Origin of the sequence: Mesorhizobium sp. KR9-304, from assembly GCF_040049215.1 — a bacterium.
Taxonomy (GTDB): Bacteria; Pseudomonadota; Alphaproteobacteria; order Rhizobiales; family Rhizobiaceae; genus Mesorhizobium_K.
Genome location: NZ_JBDZDN010000004.1, coordinates 231,043 through 244,041, shown reverse-complemented (window position 1 = coordinate 244,041; position 12,999 = coordinate 231,043). Strand labels below are relative to the sequence as shown.

The window sequence follows — 12,999 nt, the reverse complement described above, 5'->3', positions numbered from 1 at the left end:
GCCGAAGCTTATCGAGGAAAGCTAGGCCGGCTTGCTTGCGCGAGGCTGAACCTTTCGCGCGTTCATGCGATCACGCATCGCGATTCAAGCCTCACACAAGGCACGCCCTGTACTTCTGAAACGTCATTGCGTTTGCGAAGGACTTGCCGTGGGTATTCTGATCGGGCTGGTGGTGACGCTGGGCTGCGTGCTCGGCGGCTTCATGGCGATGGGCGGCCACATCGAAGTGCTGATCCAGCCCTGGGAAGTCGTGATCATCTGCGGAGCCGCGCTCGGTTCCTTCCTCGTCGCCAATCCGATGAAGGTGGTGAAGGACACCGGCAAGGCCTGCATGGAAGCCTTCAAGCAGGCGGTGCCGAAGGAACGGGACTATCTCGAGACACTCGGCGTGCTGCATTCGCTGATGCGGGAGTTGAAGTCGAAGTCGCGCAGCGAGGTCGAGGCGCATATCGACAATCCGAACGAGTCGGCGATCTTCCAGGCTTTCCCGACGGTGCTGAAGAACCACGATCTCATGCATTTCATCTGTGACTATTGCCGCATCATCATCATCGGCAATGCGCGGCCGCACGAGATCGAGGCGCTGATGGACGAGGAGATCCAGACGATCCGCGCCGACAAGCTGAAGGCCTATCACGCGCTGACCGCCATGGGCGACGGCTTCCCGGCTATCGGCATCGTGGCCGCGGTGCTCGGCGTGGTGAAGGCGATGGGAGCGCTCGACCAGTCGCCGGAGATCCTCGGCGGGCTGATCGGCGCGGCGCTGGTCGGCACGTTCCTCGGCATCTTCATGTCCTACTGCGTAGTCGGACCGATCGCGACCAAGATCAAGACCGTGCGCGAGAAGAAGAATCGTCTCTACATCATCGTGAAGCAGACGCTGCTCGCCTACATGAACGGCTCGCTGCCGCAGGTGGCGATCGAGTTCGGCCGCAAGACGATTTCGGCCTATGAACGTCCGTCGATCGACGCGGTCGAGCAGAGCACGATGAATACCGGCGCCGCCGAGAAGAAGGCAGCCTGATCGTGAGCGTCCAGTGACCATGACCAGTCCCGCCACCCCCGCGGAAATGCGCGCCTATATCATCGAGCGGCTCGTCGGCGAGACGGGCGAGCCCGACCGCGTGACGGACGCTGCACGCGCCGTCATCGAGAAAGCTGCTCCCGCGATCAGGGAGTCGCTCAGGCTAAACCTCTGCCTCGACCTGACGATCGAGCTCAAGGGAGTCGAACTGGCGCGTCTCGCCGATGCAAGACCCGACGGCGACGGCCATGCCATGATCGTAGCGCCATCGGCAGCCTCGCCCGACGCGCTGGTCATGACGATCGATGCCGCCGCGGTGGCCCTGATCGTCAGCATGCTGTTCGGCGGGGACCCGGGCCTCGCCGCCGCCCCGATCAGCCGCGATCTGTCGCCGACCGAGACGGTCGTCGCGTCGCGCGTGTTCGAGGAGGTCGCCAAGGGGTTCAGCCAGGCCGGCAACAGTCCATTCGATCTCATCCTGCCTCTGCCTCAGGCCATGTGCGGAGCCGACCTGAAAAAGCACATCCTTCGCGACGGACCGGGGGTTCGGATGGTGCTTGCAATATCCGCGCCAGCTGGAGCCGGTGAGCTCGTGCTGACCGTGCCACAACGGCTGTTGCTCAAGGGAGCAGGCTCGGGCAGCGCCCAGAAGGCGGGGCCGGCGACACAATGGCGCCAGCGCTTCAGCGAGGAAGTAATGCGCTCGGGCGTTGAACTTCAGGCGACCATGCCGCTCGCGCGCATGACGCTTGGCCAGGTCGCCGGATTGAGAGTCGGCCAGGTCATTGAGTTCGAGGGCGACGCGCAAGCGCAGGCCAAGCTGTCGGCGCGGCAAAAGACGCTGTTCGTGTGCGAGTTCGGCAAGCTGGGACAGAACTACACGGTCCGCGTCAGGCATCCATTCGATGCCGGGCACGACATCATTGAAGGGCTGGTTGCCGCCGGCTAGGCGGTACCGGCGGAGATTGGAGAACACCGATGACGCCAGGCAATGCCGCGTTGAACCAGGGCGCCTCGCAGGAACAGCTGAACCGCGCAATCGAGGAGTTGCGCGATGTGCTGCATGAGGAGCAGCAGCGACCGCCGGTTCAGCCCAGCGCTATCCCGGTCAGCCCCAACTCCTCGCTCATCATGGATATTCCCGTCGAGATCCAGATCGTGCTCGGCAGCACCGAAATGGCGGTCTCCGATCTGATGGGCCTACAGAAAGGTTCGACCGTCGCGTTGAACCGGCGCATCGGCGAGCCGGTGGACGTGACCGTCAACGGACGGCGCATCGCGCGCGGCGAGATCATCGTGCTCGACAACGACCCGTCGCGCTTCGGCATCAGGCTGACCGAGGTCAGCGCGACGAAACCGGCCTGATGGCATTCGGCGGGAGAGCGTCCGCATGAGCACCGCGGAGGAGATGACGCGGACGCAGAAGGCCGCGGCGATCCTGGTGGCGATGGGCAAGCCATCGGCCAGCAAGCTCTTGAAGTTCTTCAAGCAGGAAGAGCTGAAGGCGCTGGTGGAAGGCGCCCGGCTGCTGCGCACGATCAGCCAGGCGGATCTTGAGAAGATCGTCGCGGAGTTCGAGTCTGAATTCGCCGAGGGCGCGGGGCTGCTCGATTCGGGCGACCGCATGGACACGATCATCAACGAATCGCTCACGCCCGAGGAGATCAGCGCGCTGATGGGCGTGGAGCAGCCCGTGGCGGTGCAGGAGAGGCCGGCGCCGGTCTGGCCCGACATAGAGAAGCTCGACCCGGCCCGGCTGGGCGCGTTCATGGCGGAGGAGCATCCGCAGACCGCCGCGCTCGTGCTGTCCAAGCTGTCGCCCGCGGCCGCGGCGAATGCGCTGCTGACGCTCGACAAGGGAGCGCGCAACGAAGTCGTCAAGCGCATGATGTCCATGGCTGCGATACCGGAGGTCGCGACCGGGATCATCGAGGAACAGTTGCGCACCAGGCTGCTCGGCGAGAGCGCGGTGCGCGACACCTCCGCCGGCCAGATCCGCGTCGCCAGCGTGCTGAACGAGATGGACAAGGACAAGCTCGACGAGGTGATCCAGGATCTCGAACAGTCGGGTGCGCCGGACATGCAATCGCTGAGATCGCGGCTGTTCGCTTTCGAGGACGTCGTCCATCTGACGCAGAAGGCGCGGGTCGCGCTGTTCGACAGCATCTCGACCGAGCTCGTGACGCTGGCGCTTCGCAACGCTCCGGCAGCACTTGCCGAAGCCGTGCTGTCATCGATCGGAGCGCGCGCCCGCCGCATGATCGAATCCGAGCTCGGCCAAGGTTCCGAGAGCATCGCCGCGGTAGATATCGTCAGGGCCCGCAAGGCCATCGCTGCCGGCGCCATCCGCATGGCCCGTGAAGGCACGTTCGAGCTGCCCAGCACACAAAGCGCGGCTGCCTAGGTCAGGATCCCCGCATTGTATCCCCATGCTTTGGAAGCGCTGAGGTCCGGCCATGGCTGAGGGAGTCGACAAGGACAGCAAAACCGAAGAGGCAACAGAGAAGAAGATTCGCGACACGGTCGAGAAGGGCCAGTTGCCGCATTCGCGTGAAACCGGGATCCTCGCCTCCTTCGTCGCCATACTGCTCTTCATCGTTTTCTTCGCCGGCAACTCCATCATGGAGCTCGGGACGTTCCTCTCCATCTTCCTTGAAAAACCCGACGCCTGGCCGATGGACACGGCCAACGACGTGGTGGCGCTGTCGCGCGTCGTCACGATGGAGATCGGCAAGGCGGTGGCAAGCCTGCTTGTCCTGCTGGTGGTGGCCGGCGTCGGCGCCTCGGCCTTCCAGAACCTGCCGCAATTCGTCGGCGAACGCATCCGCCCGCAAGCATCGCGCATTTCGCTGGCCAAGGGCTGGAAGCGCCTGTTCGGCGCGCAGGGTTTCGTCGAGTTCCTGAAGTCGCTGGGCAAGCTCGGCTTTTCCCTGGTGGTTCTCAGCTTCGTGCTGTCGGACAGCCTGAGGCAATTCCTTGCAGGCATGCTGACGCAGACGCCGGACTACGTGCTGGTGGTCCGCGGCATGACGATCGACATATTGATCTCGATCGTCGTCGTGATGGGCCTGATCGCCGCGGTCGACCTCGTCTGGTCGCGTTTCCATTGGCGCCAGGACCTCAAGATGACCAAGCAGGAAGTCAAGGACGAGTTGAAGCAGTCGGAAGGCGATCCGATCGTCAAGTCGCGGCTGCGGTCGCTCGCGCGGGACAGGGCGCGCCGACGCATGATGACGGCCGTGCCGCGCGCCACGCTGGTCATCGCCAACCCGACGCACTATGCGATCGCGCTGAGATATGTACGCGAGGAAGACAGCGCGCCGGTGGTGCTGGCAAAGGGACAGGACCTGGTGGCGCTGAAGATCCGCGAGATCGCCGAGGCCAACAATATCGCGGTGTTCGAGGACGTGGCGCTGGCCCGCTCCATGTACAAGCAAGTTTCGGTCGATAGCGTGATCCCGCAACAGTTCTACCAGGCGGTCGCCGAACTGATCCGGGTCGTCTACGCAAGCAAGGCCAAGCGCAAAGTCCAATGAACCGACAGCCGCATTCATCATCGCGCGAGGCGATCGTCGCGGAAGCCATCAAGGAGGTGGTCGGCGAATTGCGCCTGGTCGACGTCGCCGACTACATCGCCTTCATCCGGCTGGAGCATTTCGCGACCGTTTCTGACATCGTCGACTCGGCAGCCGAACTCTTCTTCATGCCGGGCACGCTCAAGCTCGGGCACGGCGGCGAGGCGCATGTCGGGTGGTCGGAGCCGCCGCGCATCGTACTCGATCTCGAATTGCGGCCCGCGGGCGCGACGGTCTATTTCGCACTGCGGCTCGAGGACAGGGCGGCTTCGGTCGAAGTGAACTACGTGGCGTTCGACCGGCCCGACCCCGATCCGATGCGCAATACGGCGTTTCTGGTCGACGCCATCCACGGCGCGCGCATCCGCAAGACGGAGGCCGCCGGCCAGCGCTGATACTACTCTATCAGGCCCATGCGCAGAGCCTTTGCGACCGCGTGCATGCGGTTGACGGCATTCAGCTTCTGCGCGGTGTTGGTGAGATACTGGTTGGCGGTGTGCACGGACAGCTTGAGCAGTCGTGCAATCTCTTCGCTGGTGTAGCCATTCGCCGTGAGCTTGAGGCATTCGAGCTCGCGTTTCGATATTGACGGAAATTTCGCGCTTTCGCCCGGCCGCATGCGGGCAACCGCATCGAAAAGCGAGAAGCAGCGGGCGTGAATATCGAACATGGCATTGGGCGCAAGCGTGATTTCCGATCCGAGGAAGATCACGAAACCGCATTGCCCGCGTTCGGCATGGACGGGGAAAACGATGCCGCAGGTGCCGGCGGCGGGCGGCTCGATCCTCGTCGTCCATGTCAGGGCGTTCAACGAGGACGATGAGACCGAGCCCGGCAGATCATCCCATACGCAGGGCACGCTTGAGGCTCGGGCATGCCTGACGAGCCCGAACCGGTCCTCGCCCGAGATCAACCTGGTCTCGGCTGAGACGCCGGGATATCGGGAATCGAAGCAGGGCGCCAGAAACGGCCGCTCGGCAGACGGACCGGAAAAGAGCAGGGTGAAGCCCGACGCGTTGATGTCGACGGCGATCCAGCGGCAGCGCCGCACCGCGTCCGGGATCGTGACGGTGCGGTGCGTGTCGCGGCCGAGCGAGACGCCGAAGGGCGTTTGCCGCTCGCCGAAGAGCGATTGGACGACCTCACTGACTTCGGCGGCGTCGCTCAAATGATGCCGCTCCTGATCGCGGTAGCGATCGCCATCGCGCGGTTGCTTGCGGACAGCTTCTGGATCGCATGGGTGATGTAACTGTTCACCGTGTTGCCCGACACGCCGAGAATCAGCGCCACCTCGTCGGTGGTCTTGCCTTCTGACACCCAGATCAGGCATTCGCGCTCGCGGTCCGACAACGGGTCCTGGGCGACGGCGGCGCGAAGCAGTCCCGGTATCTGCGACAGCGCATAGCAGCAACGTACCTGCGCGCCCGTGAGCGCGGCCTGGTCGATCCTGCCGGTCTCTTCCGCCGAGAAGAGCAAGAAATAGCGGTGGCGGCCGGCCTGCACCCTCAGCGGGTAGATCTCGCGGTGGCCAAGCACGTCGAGCAGCTTGACCTCTTCGCCGGTGAGCAAGCCGGGCAGCGCCGGAGCTTCAGCCGTGAGCAAGCCGCGCGGCCGCGCCCCCAGCCCGGCTGCCGGTACCTGCGCCAGGTTTGCGATCAGCCGATGACCGACGAGTTCGATCGCGTCATGGATCCAGTTGGAGGCCAGGATGCGGGCCGCATTCTGGTCCTGATCGTGCAGGATCGCGACGAGCATGTAGGCGTCGGCGCCGATCTCGGCGGTGAGGTCCATAAGGAAGGCGGTGAGATCGCCTCGCGAGGCCAGCCGGACGGCCAGTTGGTTCGGTTGCGAAGGGGCGGCCAGAGCAAGTTGCATTAAGATTGAGCCGTTCTGCCGGAATCGTCCTCTGTCCAGCCCTGGCGTGCCAGGGCCGCTGTTCAACTCGTCTAACTGGAAGAAACGCAGGACACCGACGCCGCAAGCGCGATCCGCCGAATCGGGGAAGCTTGCGCACCCGGCCGAGGCCCTGCACCGGAGCGATCCGGAAGGTCAGAGATCTGGTGGTCCGCCGGCCCCCCGAGGACGGCTGATTCGGGTCTAATCTAGCCGCAGACGAATCGGACATCAAACCCCGATTGACAAAAGCCTGAAATGCGAATCCCAGCGAGACTCGGGGACCACCCGGGCTGCGGTCCAAATCGTCGCCTGCTTGCGAATCCCGCCGTTCCGGGGCATTGCTCCGCTCTCGCAAACAAGATCGGGAGGATCGGATGAAACGGTCGCGCATCAACGAGATCATTCGCGAAGGCGACGCCTTCATCCGGTCCTTCGGCTATGTGATGCCGCCTTTCGCCTACTGGTCGCCGGACGAGCTCAAGGCGAAGAAGCCGGCAGGCATCGTCGATGCGCGGCTCGGCTGGGACATCACCGATTACGGCGAGGAAGAGTTCGACGAACTCGGCCTGTTCCTCTTCACCGTGCGCAACGGGCGCGCCGAGGATTTGTCGCGCGGCAAGGGCATGCTCTATGCAGAGAAGATCATGATCTCGCGCAAGGACCAGCTGTCGCCGATGCACCGGCACGTGGTGAAGGCGGAGGACATCATCAACCGTGGCGGCGGAAAGCTGGTGCTGGAACTGTTCATGCCGGATACGGACGGCGGCATCGACCGCAAGGCCGAGGTGACGGTGCCGACAGACGGGGTGGTGCGCAAGCTGCCGGCCGGAGGGCTGCTCAAGCTCGATCCGGGCGAGAGCGTGACCCTGCTTCCCGGCGTCTGGCATGCCTTCTGGGGCGAAGGCGGCGACGTGCTGATCGGCGAGGTCTCGACGGTCAATGACGACCTTACGGATAATATTTTCGAAAAGCCGATCGGCCGCTTCTCGAACATCGAGGAGGACGCGGCGCCGCTGCACCTTCTGGTCTCGGACTATGACCGCTGGATAGGCGGTTAGGCTGGCCGGAAACCTGTATCGGGCCGGCAGGACCACGGAGCTAGGCGAGCGCGGGGCGCGCTGGCGGGCTTGGATCCCGGCGCCGCGCACCGTCGGAAAGCTGGTGGTTATCGAGGCAGGCGAGGTTGCCCCCACCGCAGGCACGGCAATAAGATGGGCGGACTTCGAACGGGATTGAGCCTTGAAAGGGGAGGAGACCGGTGGACGAACCTCGCTGGCGCCACATGTCAAACGCGCCGAAGGACGGCAGCAGGATCCTGGTGACCGTCCGCCCGTCCGAACAGGGCCCGGCCGAAGTCGATGTCGCCTATTGGTCGAGAGCGGACCAGTTCGGCATCGAAGGCTGGCGCGCCTCCGATTCCCACCCCGGACAGGTGATCGGATATGCGGATCCGGAGCTGAAATGCTGGATGCCGCTACCAGGAGCAAATCTGGACAAGGAGTCCGACCTGCCGACTCCCTGGGCGGGGGAGGACGCCGAGGAGCTCTATGGGTCAGGAATCTGATTGCGCCGGCTGGCCAAACCAATCAGCGCATCAAGCGCCGCGGCCCCTGGCGCTGGCCGGTTGCCGGGCGATGGCGGCGGCGCAAGGCGCACTTGGGATATTCGAGCGAAGCCTGTCGAGCATGGACCCCTGGACGGTAGAGGGGTTGGAGGGGTCGAGCTTGAGGATCGGGGCCAGTCTGACTTGACATGTCCAGGATCAAGCCAGTGCAGCGCCTGTCGAGACCTGACATGGTATTACGGGGCGCGTTGTTGAGTTCCTCCCAAAAGGCATCGCGATGCATCTCTCCGAACCCAACGGCAAAGTGGCGCTCCTGACCGGCGTCACCGGTCAGGACGGCAGCTATCTGGCGGAGTTCCTGCTCGGCAAGGGCTACGTCGTGCACGGGATCAAGCGACGCACATCGCTCTTCAACACCGCGCGGATCGATCATCTGTTCGACGGCGAGGCAGGCAAAGCCGGCCGCTTCCTCCTCCATCACGGCGACATGACGGACTCGTCGAGCCTCACTCATATCATCCAGCAGGTGCGACCCGACGAACTCTACAACCTTGCCGCCCAAAGCCATGTCGCCGTGTCATTCGAAGAGCCGGAATACACCGCCAACTCCGATGCGCTCGGAACGCTACGCCTCCTGGAGGCGATCCGTATCCTGGGGCTGACGGACAAAACCCGGTTCTATCAAGCTTCCACGTCGGAGCTCTACGGCCTGGTCCAGCAGACGCCGCAGACGGAGACGACGCCGTTCTATCCTCGCAGCCCTTACGGCGTGGCCAAACTCTACGCCTACTGGATCACGGTGAACTACCGCGAAGCCTATGGGCTCTACGCCTGCAACGGGATCATGTTCAATCACGAGTCTCCACTGCGCGGCGAAACTTTCGTTACCCGCAAGATCACGCGGGCTCTCGCGCGCATCAAGCTCGGCGTGCAGGACGAACTCCTTCTGGGCAACCTCGATGCCAAGCGCGACTGGGGTCACGCGCGCGACTATGTCGAGATGCAGTGGAAGATGCTTCAGCAGGACAGGCCAGACGACTTCGTGATCGCGACAGGCGTCCAACGCAGCGTCCGCGACTTCGTCGACGCGGCCGCCAAGGTGCTCGGCATGAGCCTTTCCTGGGAGGGGCAAGGCATGGAGGAGAAAGCCGTCGCACCGGGGGGAGCCGTTATCGTCCGGGTAGATCCCCGCTATTTTCGCCCGACCGAAGTGGAAACGCTGCTCGGCGACACCAGCAAGGCGCGCGACAGACTGGGCTGGAAGCCGAAGACGTCATTCGAGGAACTGGTCGAGGAGATGACGCTTAGCGACTTCCGCGCGGCCGAGCTTTCGGTGAGGTCCAACCAGCGTGGCTGAGGCGGTCTACCAACTGGCCGGCAAGCGGGTTTTCGTCTGCGGCCACAACGGCATGGTCGGAAGCGCGCTGGTCAGGCGGCTTGCCTGCGAAGGCTGCACGTCGCTGACGGCTTCGCGGTCCGAACTCGATCTCAGGGACCAGGCGGCCGTCGATCGATGGATGGCCGCCAACAGGCCCGATGCCGTGTTCCTCGCCGCGGCAAAGGTCGGCGGCATCCTCGCCAACGCGACCTACCCGGCCGATTTCCTCTACGACAATCTGATGATCGAGGCGAATGTCATCTCGGCGGCGCACCGGTCGGGTGTCGAGAAGCTCCTGTTCCTCGGCTCGTCCTGCATCTACCCGAAATTGGCGCCGCAACCGATCAGCGAGGATACCTTGCTCACCGGACCGCTCGAGACGACGAACGAATGGTATGCCATCGCCAAGATTGCCGGCATCAAGCTCTGCCAGGCCTACCGCCTGCAGCATGGCGCGGATTTCATCTCGGCGATGCCGACGAACCTCTACGGACCCGGCGACAATTTCGACCTGATGACGAGCCACGTCATGCCGGCCCTGATCCGCAAGGCGCATGAGGCAAAAATAGCCGGCGCACCCTCGATCACAGTCTGGGGCACGGGCACGCCGCGCCGCGAGTTCCTGCATGTCGACGACTGCGCCGAGGCTCTGGTCTTCCTGATGCAACGCTATTCGGGCTACGAGCATGTCAATGTCGGCAGCGACAGCGACCTGACGATCTCTGAACTCGCCGAAACGATCTGCAGGATCGTTGGCTATGGCGGCATTGTCGAACTTGATGCGTCCAAACCGGACGGGACTCCGAGGAAGTTGATGGACAGCAGCAGGATCGCCGCGATGGGATGGACGCCGAGGATCGGCCTCGAAACGGGCATCCGCTCGACTTACGAGTTCTTGTTATCGGAACGGACCCGGAATTTGGTGGTAGCGGAGGCCCGATATAAGGACGCCCCCCCGCACATTCCATTCTCCTGGAAAGCCTAGCCCGGCATTGATTTATTGGGTTTTTCGCGGCGGCTGTCCCACGATCCGCTCGTTCTCGACCCAGCTCTTGCGCCGCTGCTGGTAGGACGTGCCGGGGTTGCGGGCGCAGAGTTCCGCGAAGGCGGCGGCGGCGGCCACGCTGTTCTTCGCCCAGCCGACCAGATCGACCAGGTCGCCGTCGCCGTCGACCTCGTAGATGCAGGATCCTTCCGCGTAGAGGTCGGGATTCCAGATGCGCTGGTTCGCCATGTCAGCCGAGCCACTGGATGGCGGCGACGGCCAGCGCCGCGGCGGCCATGCCGGCGAGGAAGGCGAGCCTGGTGCGGCGGGGATAGGGCTTCATCCCGGCCAGCATAGCGCAGTCCCAAAACGAAAAAAGCCCCGCCGGGGCGGGGCGAGACAAGCGTTTTTGCGCAGGTTCGCAGGTCACGGTGGCGGCCTGCCGGTCAGCGCATACCAGGCGGCGGCTGCGCCGGCGGCGGCAGACAGCAGCCCCTTGCCGATCGACCAGAGTCCTTGCCCGAGTTTCCCGGCGAACTGCACTCGATCGCGGACCCGCTCGAGCTCTGCCGTAGTCGGGCGGATCGAGTCCATGTTGCGCTCAACCGCCGTCAGGCGATGGTTGATGCCTATCATCTCGCGCTCGGTGCGCTCCTGGGCCTCATAGCCGCGGCGGCGGCTGTCGACGGCTTCCTTCTGCGCATCTGCGATGCCGACGAGAATTCTCTCTATTGAATTCAGCCGCTCGTCGAGCCGGGCTACTTGCGATTCGATAGGCACATCCGTCATCCCCAGCCCCTTGCCAGTTTCATTTCGATGATGGTGAACGCGCAGAGAAGCGCGGCGATGCAGAGCGGGATCACGGCGCGCGCCCCTCCAGCCCGGCCTTCGTCTCGTCGTAGAAGCCGGCGCAGCGCCCCACGCGCGCGTTGGCGCGGGCGGTGGCCCTTCGCTCGGCCCGGAGCGCCACGCGGGCCTCCATGCCCACGGCAAGCGCAGCGTGCGGCTCTTCCTTCCGGCAGTCAGGTGGAAGATCGGGCAGGGTGACGCCGGCGGCCGACCGTCCCTGCTCGGCCCCGATCTTCGCCAGCAGCCCCGCTTTACCGGCGCAGCCAGTCGAGATCGTCAGTGCTAAGCCCGCAGCTACGGCCAGCGGCAGCAAGTTCGGCTTCATAGTCGGCATCCTCTTCGGCATCAATCGCGGCTTGCTGCGCTTCCCTGAGCTGCGCCTGGCGCAGCAGTTCGGCGAATCCCTCGGCGGCTTTCCGGCCGGCGGCGAGCTGGCGTTCGTTCTCCACGATCCGCGCCTCGAGCGCGGCGATCTTCGCCCCGGCGACGGCTTCGGTGAGGGCGTCGTCGACCGCGCGGCGCACGGCTGACGTCTTGTCGATCTGCCACCAGCCAAAGGCCAGCGCGATCACGACCAGAGGGACGGGAATGGCGATCTTGGCGACATTCCACAGGGCGCCCAGGATGACGGTCATTCCGGTCGCCCCTCTTGTTCCGCGACAGGCGTCTCCGGCCCGGTGATGACTTCGCTCGTGATCTTCGTCTTCGTGCTAGGCGTCTTGCTCTTGTCGTCCCAGATGACGCCGAAGACGTAGGAGCCGACGATCGAGCCGATCAGGATGATCAGCGCCGTCGCGATCGCCTCGCGCAGCTGGTCGGGCGGGCCGAAGATGGCGATGTAGGTCACCATCGCCACGCACCAGATCAGCAGGAGAACGATGATCCGGCGGCGGATGCGCCAGTCGTCGGAGCCGAGCTTGTCGAAGAACATCAGAGCCTCGCCAGCTTTGCCGCGGTCTCGGCGCGGAACCTGTCGCCGCACTCGCGCGCCGTGTCGAAAAACCTATCGAACGGCAGCACCGCAATGTCCCATTTTCCACGCTGGGCGATGCCGAGGTTGACCTGCACTTCGGCATGGGAAAGCACGGTCTTCGCCGTCACGGGGATTGAGTAGCGCTTGCAGATCTCGGCAGCGACCGTCGATCCCATTTCCCACTGCGCCTTTGTCAGCGGATGAGAGCCGGGTTGAAATGGCCGCTCGATCGCGCCAGCCATGCTGCACAGCGAAAGCCCGATCGAGCCGGTGTTGCAATTGCGGGTGTGAGCCGCATAGCCAGTCTTTACCTTCGGCTCGCTGTTGAGGGCAATTGATGGAAAGCCCTTCACCACTCTGCCGTCGCCCTCGATCAGCACATGATAGTGCTGGCGGTCGAAGTCGGTCGCCTTATGGCTGCCGGCCGTCCAGTGAAGGATGACGCGCGAAAGCTTCGCCGGCGGCATCCAGTCCGCGGGGATGGTCATGGCTGGTAATTCCTTGGGTTATCTACAGGCCGAAAATCTTGATTCACTTCCGCGGAGGAAGTGACTATATTGTCCGCATGGAACGGATATTCTCTGACCTTGAAGCGGCGCTGACCGCGCCGCGTTTCGACTGGCGGCCGGTGCTGACGGCGCTGGCCGGCAACCTTCTCACCGGCGTTGCTATCGGTCTCGGCATTGCCGCCGGAATGGCGTTTGCAGGCTGATTGCCCCCGCTCACGGCACCAGGTCGCGAGCAAGCCCCGGAGA

Annotated in this window: 18 protein-coding genes; 11 read left to right on the top strand and 7 right to left on the bottom strand. The window is 64.2% G+C overall.

The features are described 5' to 3' along the window. Positions 1-148: 148 nt before the first annotated feature. Genes motA through ABLE71_RS20840 form a run of 6 tightly spaced genes read left to right on the top strand, consistent with a single transcriptional unit; the run spans position 149 to position 4,994 of the window. A complete protein-coding gene (gene motA / locus ABLE71_RS20865) occupies positions 149-1,024 on the top strand; it encodes a flagellar motor stator protein MotA (RefSeq protein ID WP_348785402.1) in 876 nt (291 codons plus the stop codon). 19 nt (positions 1,025-1,043) lie between these two features. Beyond that, complete coding sequence (locus tag ABLE71_RS20860) at positions 1,044-1,973, top strand: FliM/FliN family flagellar motor switch protein (RefSeq protein ID WP_348785592.1); 930 nt, start codon at positions 1,044-1,046, stop codon at positions 1,971-1,973. 29 nt (positions 1,974-2,002) lie between these two features. Then, positions 2,003-2,389 carry a flagellar motor switch protein FliN gene (gene fliN / locus ABLE71_RS20855; RefSeq protein WP_348785401.1) on the top strand — a complete coding sequence of 129 codons (387 nt, stop codon included), beginning with the start codon at positions 2,003-2,005 and terminating at the stop codon, positions 2,387-2,389. Positions 2,390-2,414: 25 nt separating this feature from the next. Beyond that, entirely contained in the window at positions 2,415-3,428 is a 1,014-nt protein-coding gene (locus ABLE71_RS20850) for a FliG C-terminal domain-containing protein (protein ID WP_348785400.1), read from the top strand. A gap of 52 nt (positions 3,429-3,480) precedes the next feature. Next, a complete protein-coding gene (flhB, locus tag ABLE71_RS20845; protein ID WP_348785399.1) occupies positions 3,481-4,560 on the top strand; it encodes a flagellar biosynthesis protein FlhB in 1,080 nt (359 codons plus the stop codon). Beyond that, the gene (locus ABLE71_RS20840; protein WP_348785398.1) at positions 4,557-4,994 is read left to right on the top strand and encodes a hypothetical protein; all 438 of its coding nucleotides are present in this window, start codon (positions 4,557-4,559) and stop codon (positions 4,992-4,994) included. The genes flhB and ABLE71_RS20840 overlap by 4 nt, the downstream gene beginning before the upstream one ends. Positions 4,995-4,996: 2 nt before the next feature. Here the strand turns inward: ABLE71_RS20840 and ABLE71_RS20835 are convergent, their stop codons facing one another. Both ABLE71_RS20835 and ABLE71_RS20830 read right to left on the bottom strand, forming a co-directional pair. Continuing rightward, positions 4,997-5,767, bottom strand: coding sequence for a helix-turn-helix transcriptional regulator (locus ABLE71_RS20835; RefSeq protein WP_348785397.1), 771 nt, complete (start codon positions 5,765-5,767; stop codon positions 4,997-4,999). Then, entirely contained in the window at positions 5,764-6,474 is a 711-nt protein-coding gene (locus ABLE71_RS20830; RefSeq protein ID WP_348785396.1) for a LuxR C-terminal-related transcriptional regulator, read from the bottom strand. Before ABLE71_RS20830 ends, ABLE71_RS20835 begins: the two co-directional genes overlap by 4 nt. Before the next feature lie 395 nt (positions 6,475-6,869). Between ABLE71_RS20830 and ABLE71_RS20825 the strand changes: the two genes are divergently transcribed. The 4 genes from ABLE71_RS20825 (at position 6,870) to ABLE71_RS20810 (ending at position 10,422) form a co-directional block, all read left to right on the top strand. Then, the gene (locus ABLE71_RS20825; protein ID WP_348785395.1) at positions 6,870-7,553 is read left to right on the top strand and encodes a D-lyxose/D-mannose family sugar isomerase; all 684 of its coding nucleotides are present in this window, start codon (positions 6,870-6,872) and stop codon (positions 7,551-7,553) included. A 200-nt stretch (positions 7,554-7,753) separates the two neighbouring features. After that, the gene (locus tag ABLE71_RS20820) at positions 7,754-8,059 is read left to right on the top strand and encodes a hypothetical protein (protein ID WP_348785394.1); all 306 of its coding nucleotides are present in this window, start codon (positions 7,754-7,756) and stop codon (positions 8,057-8,059) included. 277 nt (positions 8,060-8,336) lie between these two features. Continuing rightward, a complete protein-coding gene (gmd, locus tag ABLE71_RS20815) occupies positions 8,337-9,416 on the top strand; it encodes a GDP-mannose 4,6-dehydratase (RefSeq protein WP_348785393.1) in 1,080 nt (359 codons plus the stop codon). Then, complete coding sequence (locus ABLE71_RS20810; RefSeq protein ID WP_348785392.1) at positions 9,409-10,422, top strand: GDP-L-fucose synthase; 1,014 nt, start codon at positions 9,409-9,411, stop codon at positions 10,420-10,422. Before gmd ends, ABLE71_RS20810 begins: the two co-directional genes overlap by 8 nt. A gap of 12 nt (positions 10,423-10,434) precedes the next feature. Here the strand turns inward: ABLE71_RS20810 and ABLE71_RS20805 are convergent, their stop codons facing one another. The 5 genes from ABLE71_RS20805 to ABLE71_RS20785 all read right to left on the bottom strand — a co-directional run bounded on the left by ABLE71_RS20805 (position 10,435) and on the right by ABLE71_RS20785 (position 12,732). Beyond that, a complete protein-coding gene (locus ABLE71_RS20805; RefSeq protein WP_348785391.1) occupies positions 10,435-10,671 on the bottom strand; it encodes a hypothetical protein in 237 nt (78 codons plus the stop codon). 177 nt (positions 10,672-10,848) lie between these two features. Beyond that, positions 10,849-11,211, bottom strand: coding sequence for a hypothetical protein (locus ABLE71_RS20800; RefSeq protein ID WP_348785390.1), 363 nt, complete (start codon positions 11,209-11,211; stop codon positions 10,849-10,851). Positions 11,212-11,522: 311 nt separating this feature from the next. Further along, positions 11,523-11,906, bottom strand: coding sequence for a hypothetical protein (locus ABLE71_RS20795; protein ID WP_348785389.1), 384 nt, complete (start codon positions 11,904-11,906; stop codon positions 11,523-11,525). Further along, positions 11,903-12,202, bottom strand: a complete 300-nt coding sequence (locus ABLE71_RS20790; RefSeq protein WP_348785388.1) for a hypothetical protein — start codon at positions 12,200-12,202, stop codon at positions 11,903-11,905. The genes ABLE71_RS20795 and ABLE71_RS20790 overlap by 4 nt, the downstream gene beginning before the upstream one ends. Next, the gene (locus ABLE71_RS20785) at positions 12,202-12,732 is read right to left on the bottom strand and encodes a peptidoglycan recognition family protein (RefSeq protein ID WP_348785387.1); all 531 of its coding nucleotides are present in this window, start codon (positions 12,730-12,732) and stop codon (positions 12,202-12,204) included. The genes ABLE71_RS20790 and ABLE71_RS20785 overlap by 1 nt, the downstream gene beginning before the upstream one ends. 77 nt (positions 12,733-12,809) lie before the next feature. Here ABLE71_RS20785 and ABLE71_RS20780 point away from each other — a divergent pair, with 77 nt between their 5' ends. After that, on the top strand, positions 12,810-12,956 hold the full coding sequence (locus ABLE71_RS20780) for a hypothetical protein (RefSeq protein ID WP_348785386.1): 147 nt from the start codon (positions 12,810-12,812) through the stop codon (positions 12,954-12,956). The last annotated feature ends 43 nt before the right edge of the window (positions 12,957-12,999 follow it).

What these genes read in the sequence shown, in the direction of transcription:
- ABLE71_RS20860 (WP_348785592.1), top strand. Translation starts at nt 1,044, where the DNA reads ATGACCAGTCCCGCCACCCCCGCGGAAATGCGCGCCTATATCATCGAG.
- fliN (WP_348785401.1), top strand. Translation starts at nt 2,003, where the DNA reads ATGACGCCAGGCAATGCCGCGTTGAACCAGGGCGCCTCGCAGGAACAG.
- ABLE71_RS20850 (WP_348785400.1), top strand. Translation starts at nt 2,415, where the DNA reads ATGAGCACCGCGGAGGAGATGACGCGGACGCAGAAGGCCGCGGCGATC.
- flhB (WP_348785399.1), top strand. Translation starts at nt 3,481, where the DNA reads ATGGCTGAGGGAGTCGACAAGGACAGCAAAACCGAAGAGGCAACAGAG.
- ABLE71_RS20840 (WP_348785398.1), top strand. Translation starts at nt 4,557, where the DNA reads ATGAACCGACAGCCGCATTCATCATCGCGCGAGGCGATCGTCGCGGAA.
- ABLE71_RS20830 (WP_348785396.1), bottom strand. Translation starts at nt 6,474, where the DNA reads ATGCAACTTGCTCTGGCCGCCCCTTCGCAACCGAACCAACTGGCCGTC.
- ABLE71_RS20825 (WP_348785395.1), top strand. Translation starts at nt 6,870, where the DNA reads ATGAAACGGTCGCGCATCAACGAGATCATTCGCGAAGGCGACGCCTTC.
- gmd (WP_348785393.1), top strand. Translation starts at nt 8,337, where the DNA reads ATGCATCTCTCCGAACCCAACGGCAAAGTGGCGCTCCTGACCGGCGTC.
- ABLE71_RS20805 (WP_348785391.1), bottom strand. Translation starts at nt 10,671, where the DNA reads ATGGCGAACCAGCGCATCTGGAATCCCGACCTCTACGCGGAAGGATCC.
- ABLE71_RS20800 (WP_348785390.1), bottom strand. Translation starts at nt 11,211, where the DNA reads ATGACGGATGTGCCTATCGAATCGCAAGTAGCCCGGCTCGACGAGCGG.
- ABLE71_RS20795 (WP_348785389.1), bottom strand. Translation starts at nt 11,906, where the DNA reads ATGACCGTCATCCTGGGCGCCCTGTGGAATGTCGCCAAGATCGCCATT.
- ABLE71_RS20790 (WP_348785388.1), bottom strand. Translation starts at nt 12,202, where the DNA reads ATGTTCTTCGACAAGCTCGGCTCCGACGACTGGCGCATCCGCCGCCGG.
- ABLE71_RS20785 (WP_348785387.1), bottom strand. Translation starts at nt 12,732, where the DNA reads ATGACCATCCCCGCGGACTGGATGCCGCCGGCGAAGCTTTCGCGCGTC.
- ABLE71_RS20780 (WP_348785386.1), top strand. Translation starts at nt 12,810, where the DNA reads ATGGAACGGATATTCTCTGACCTTGAAGCGGCGCTGACCGCGCCGCGT.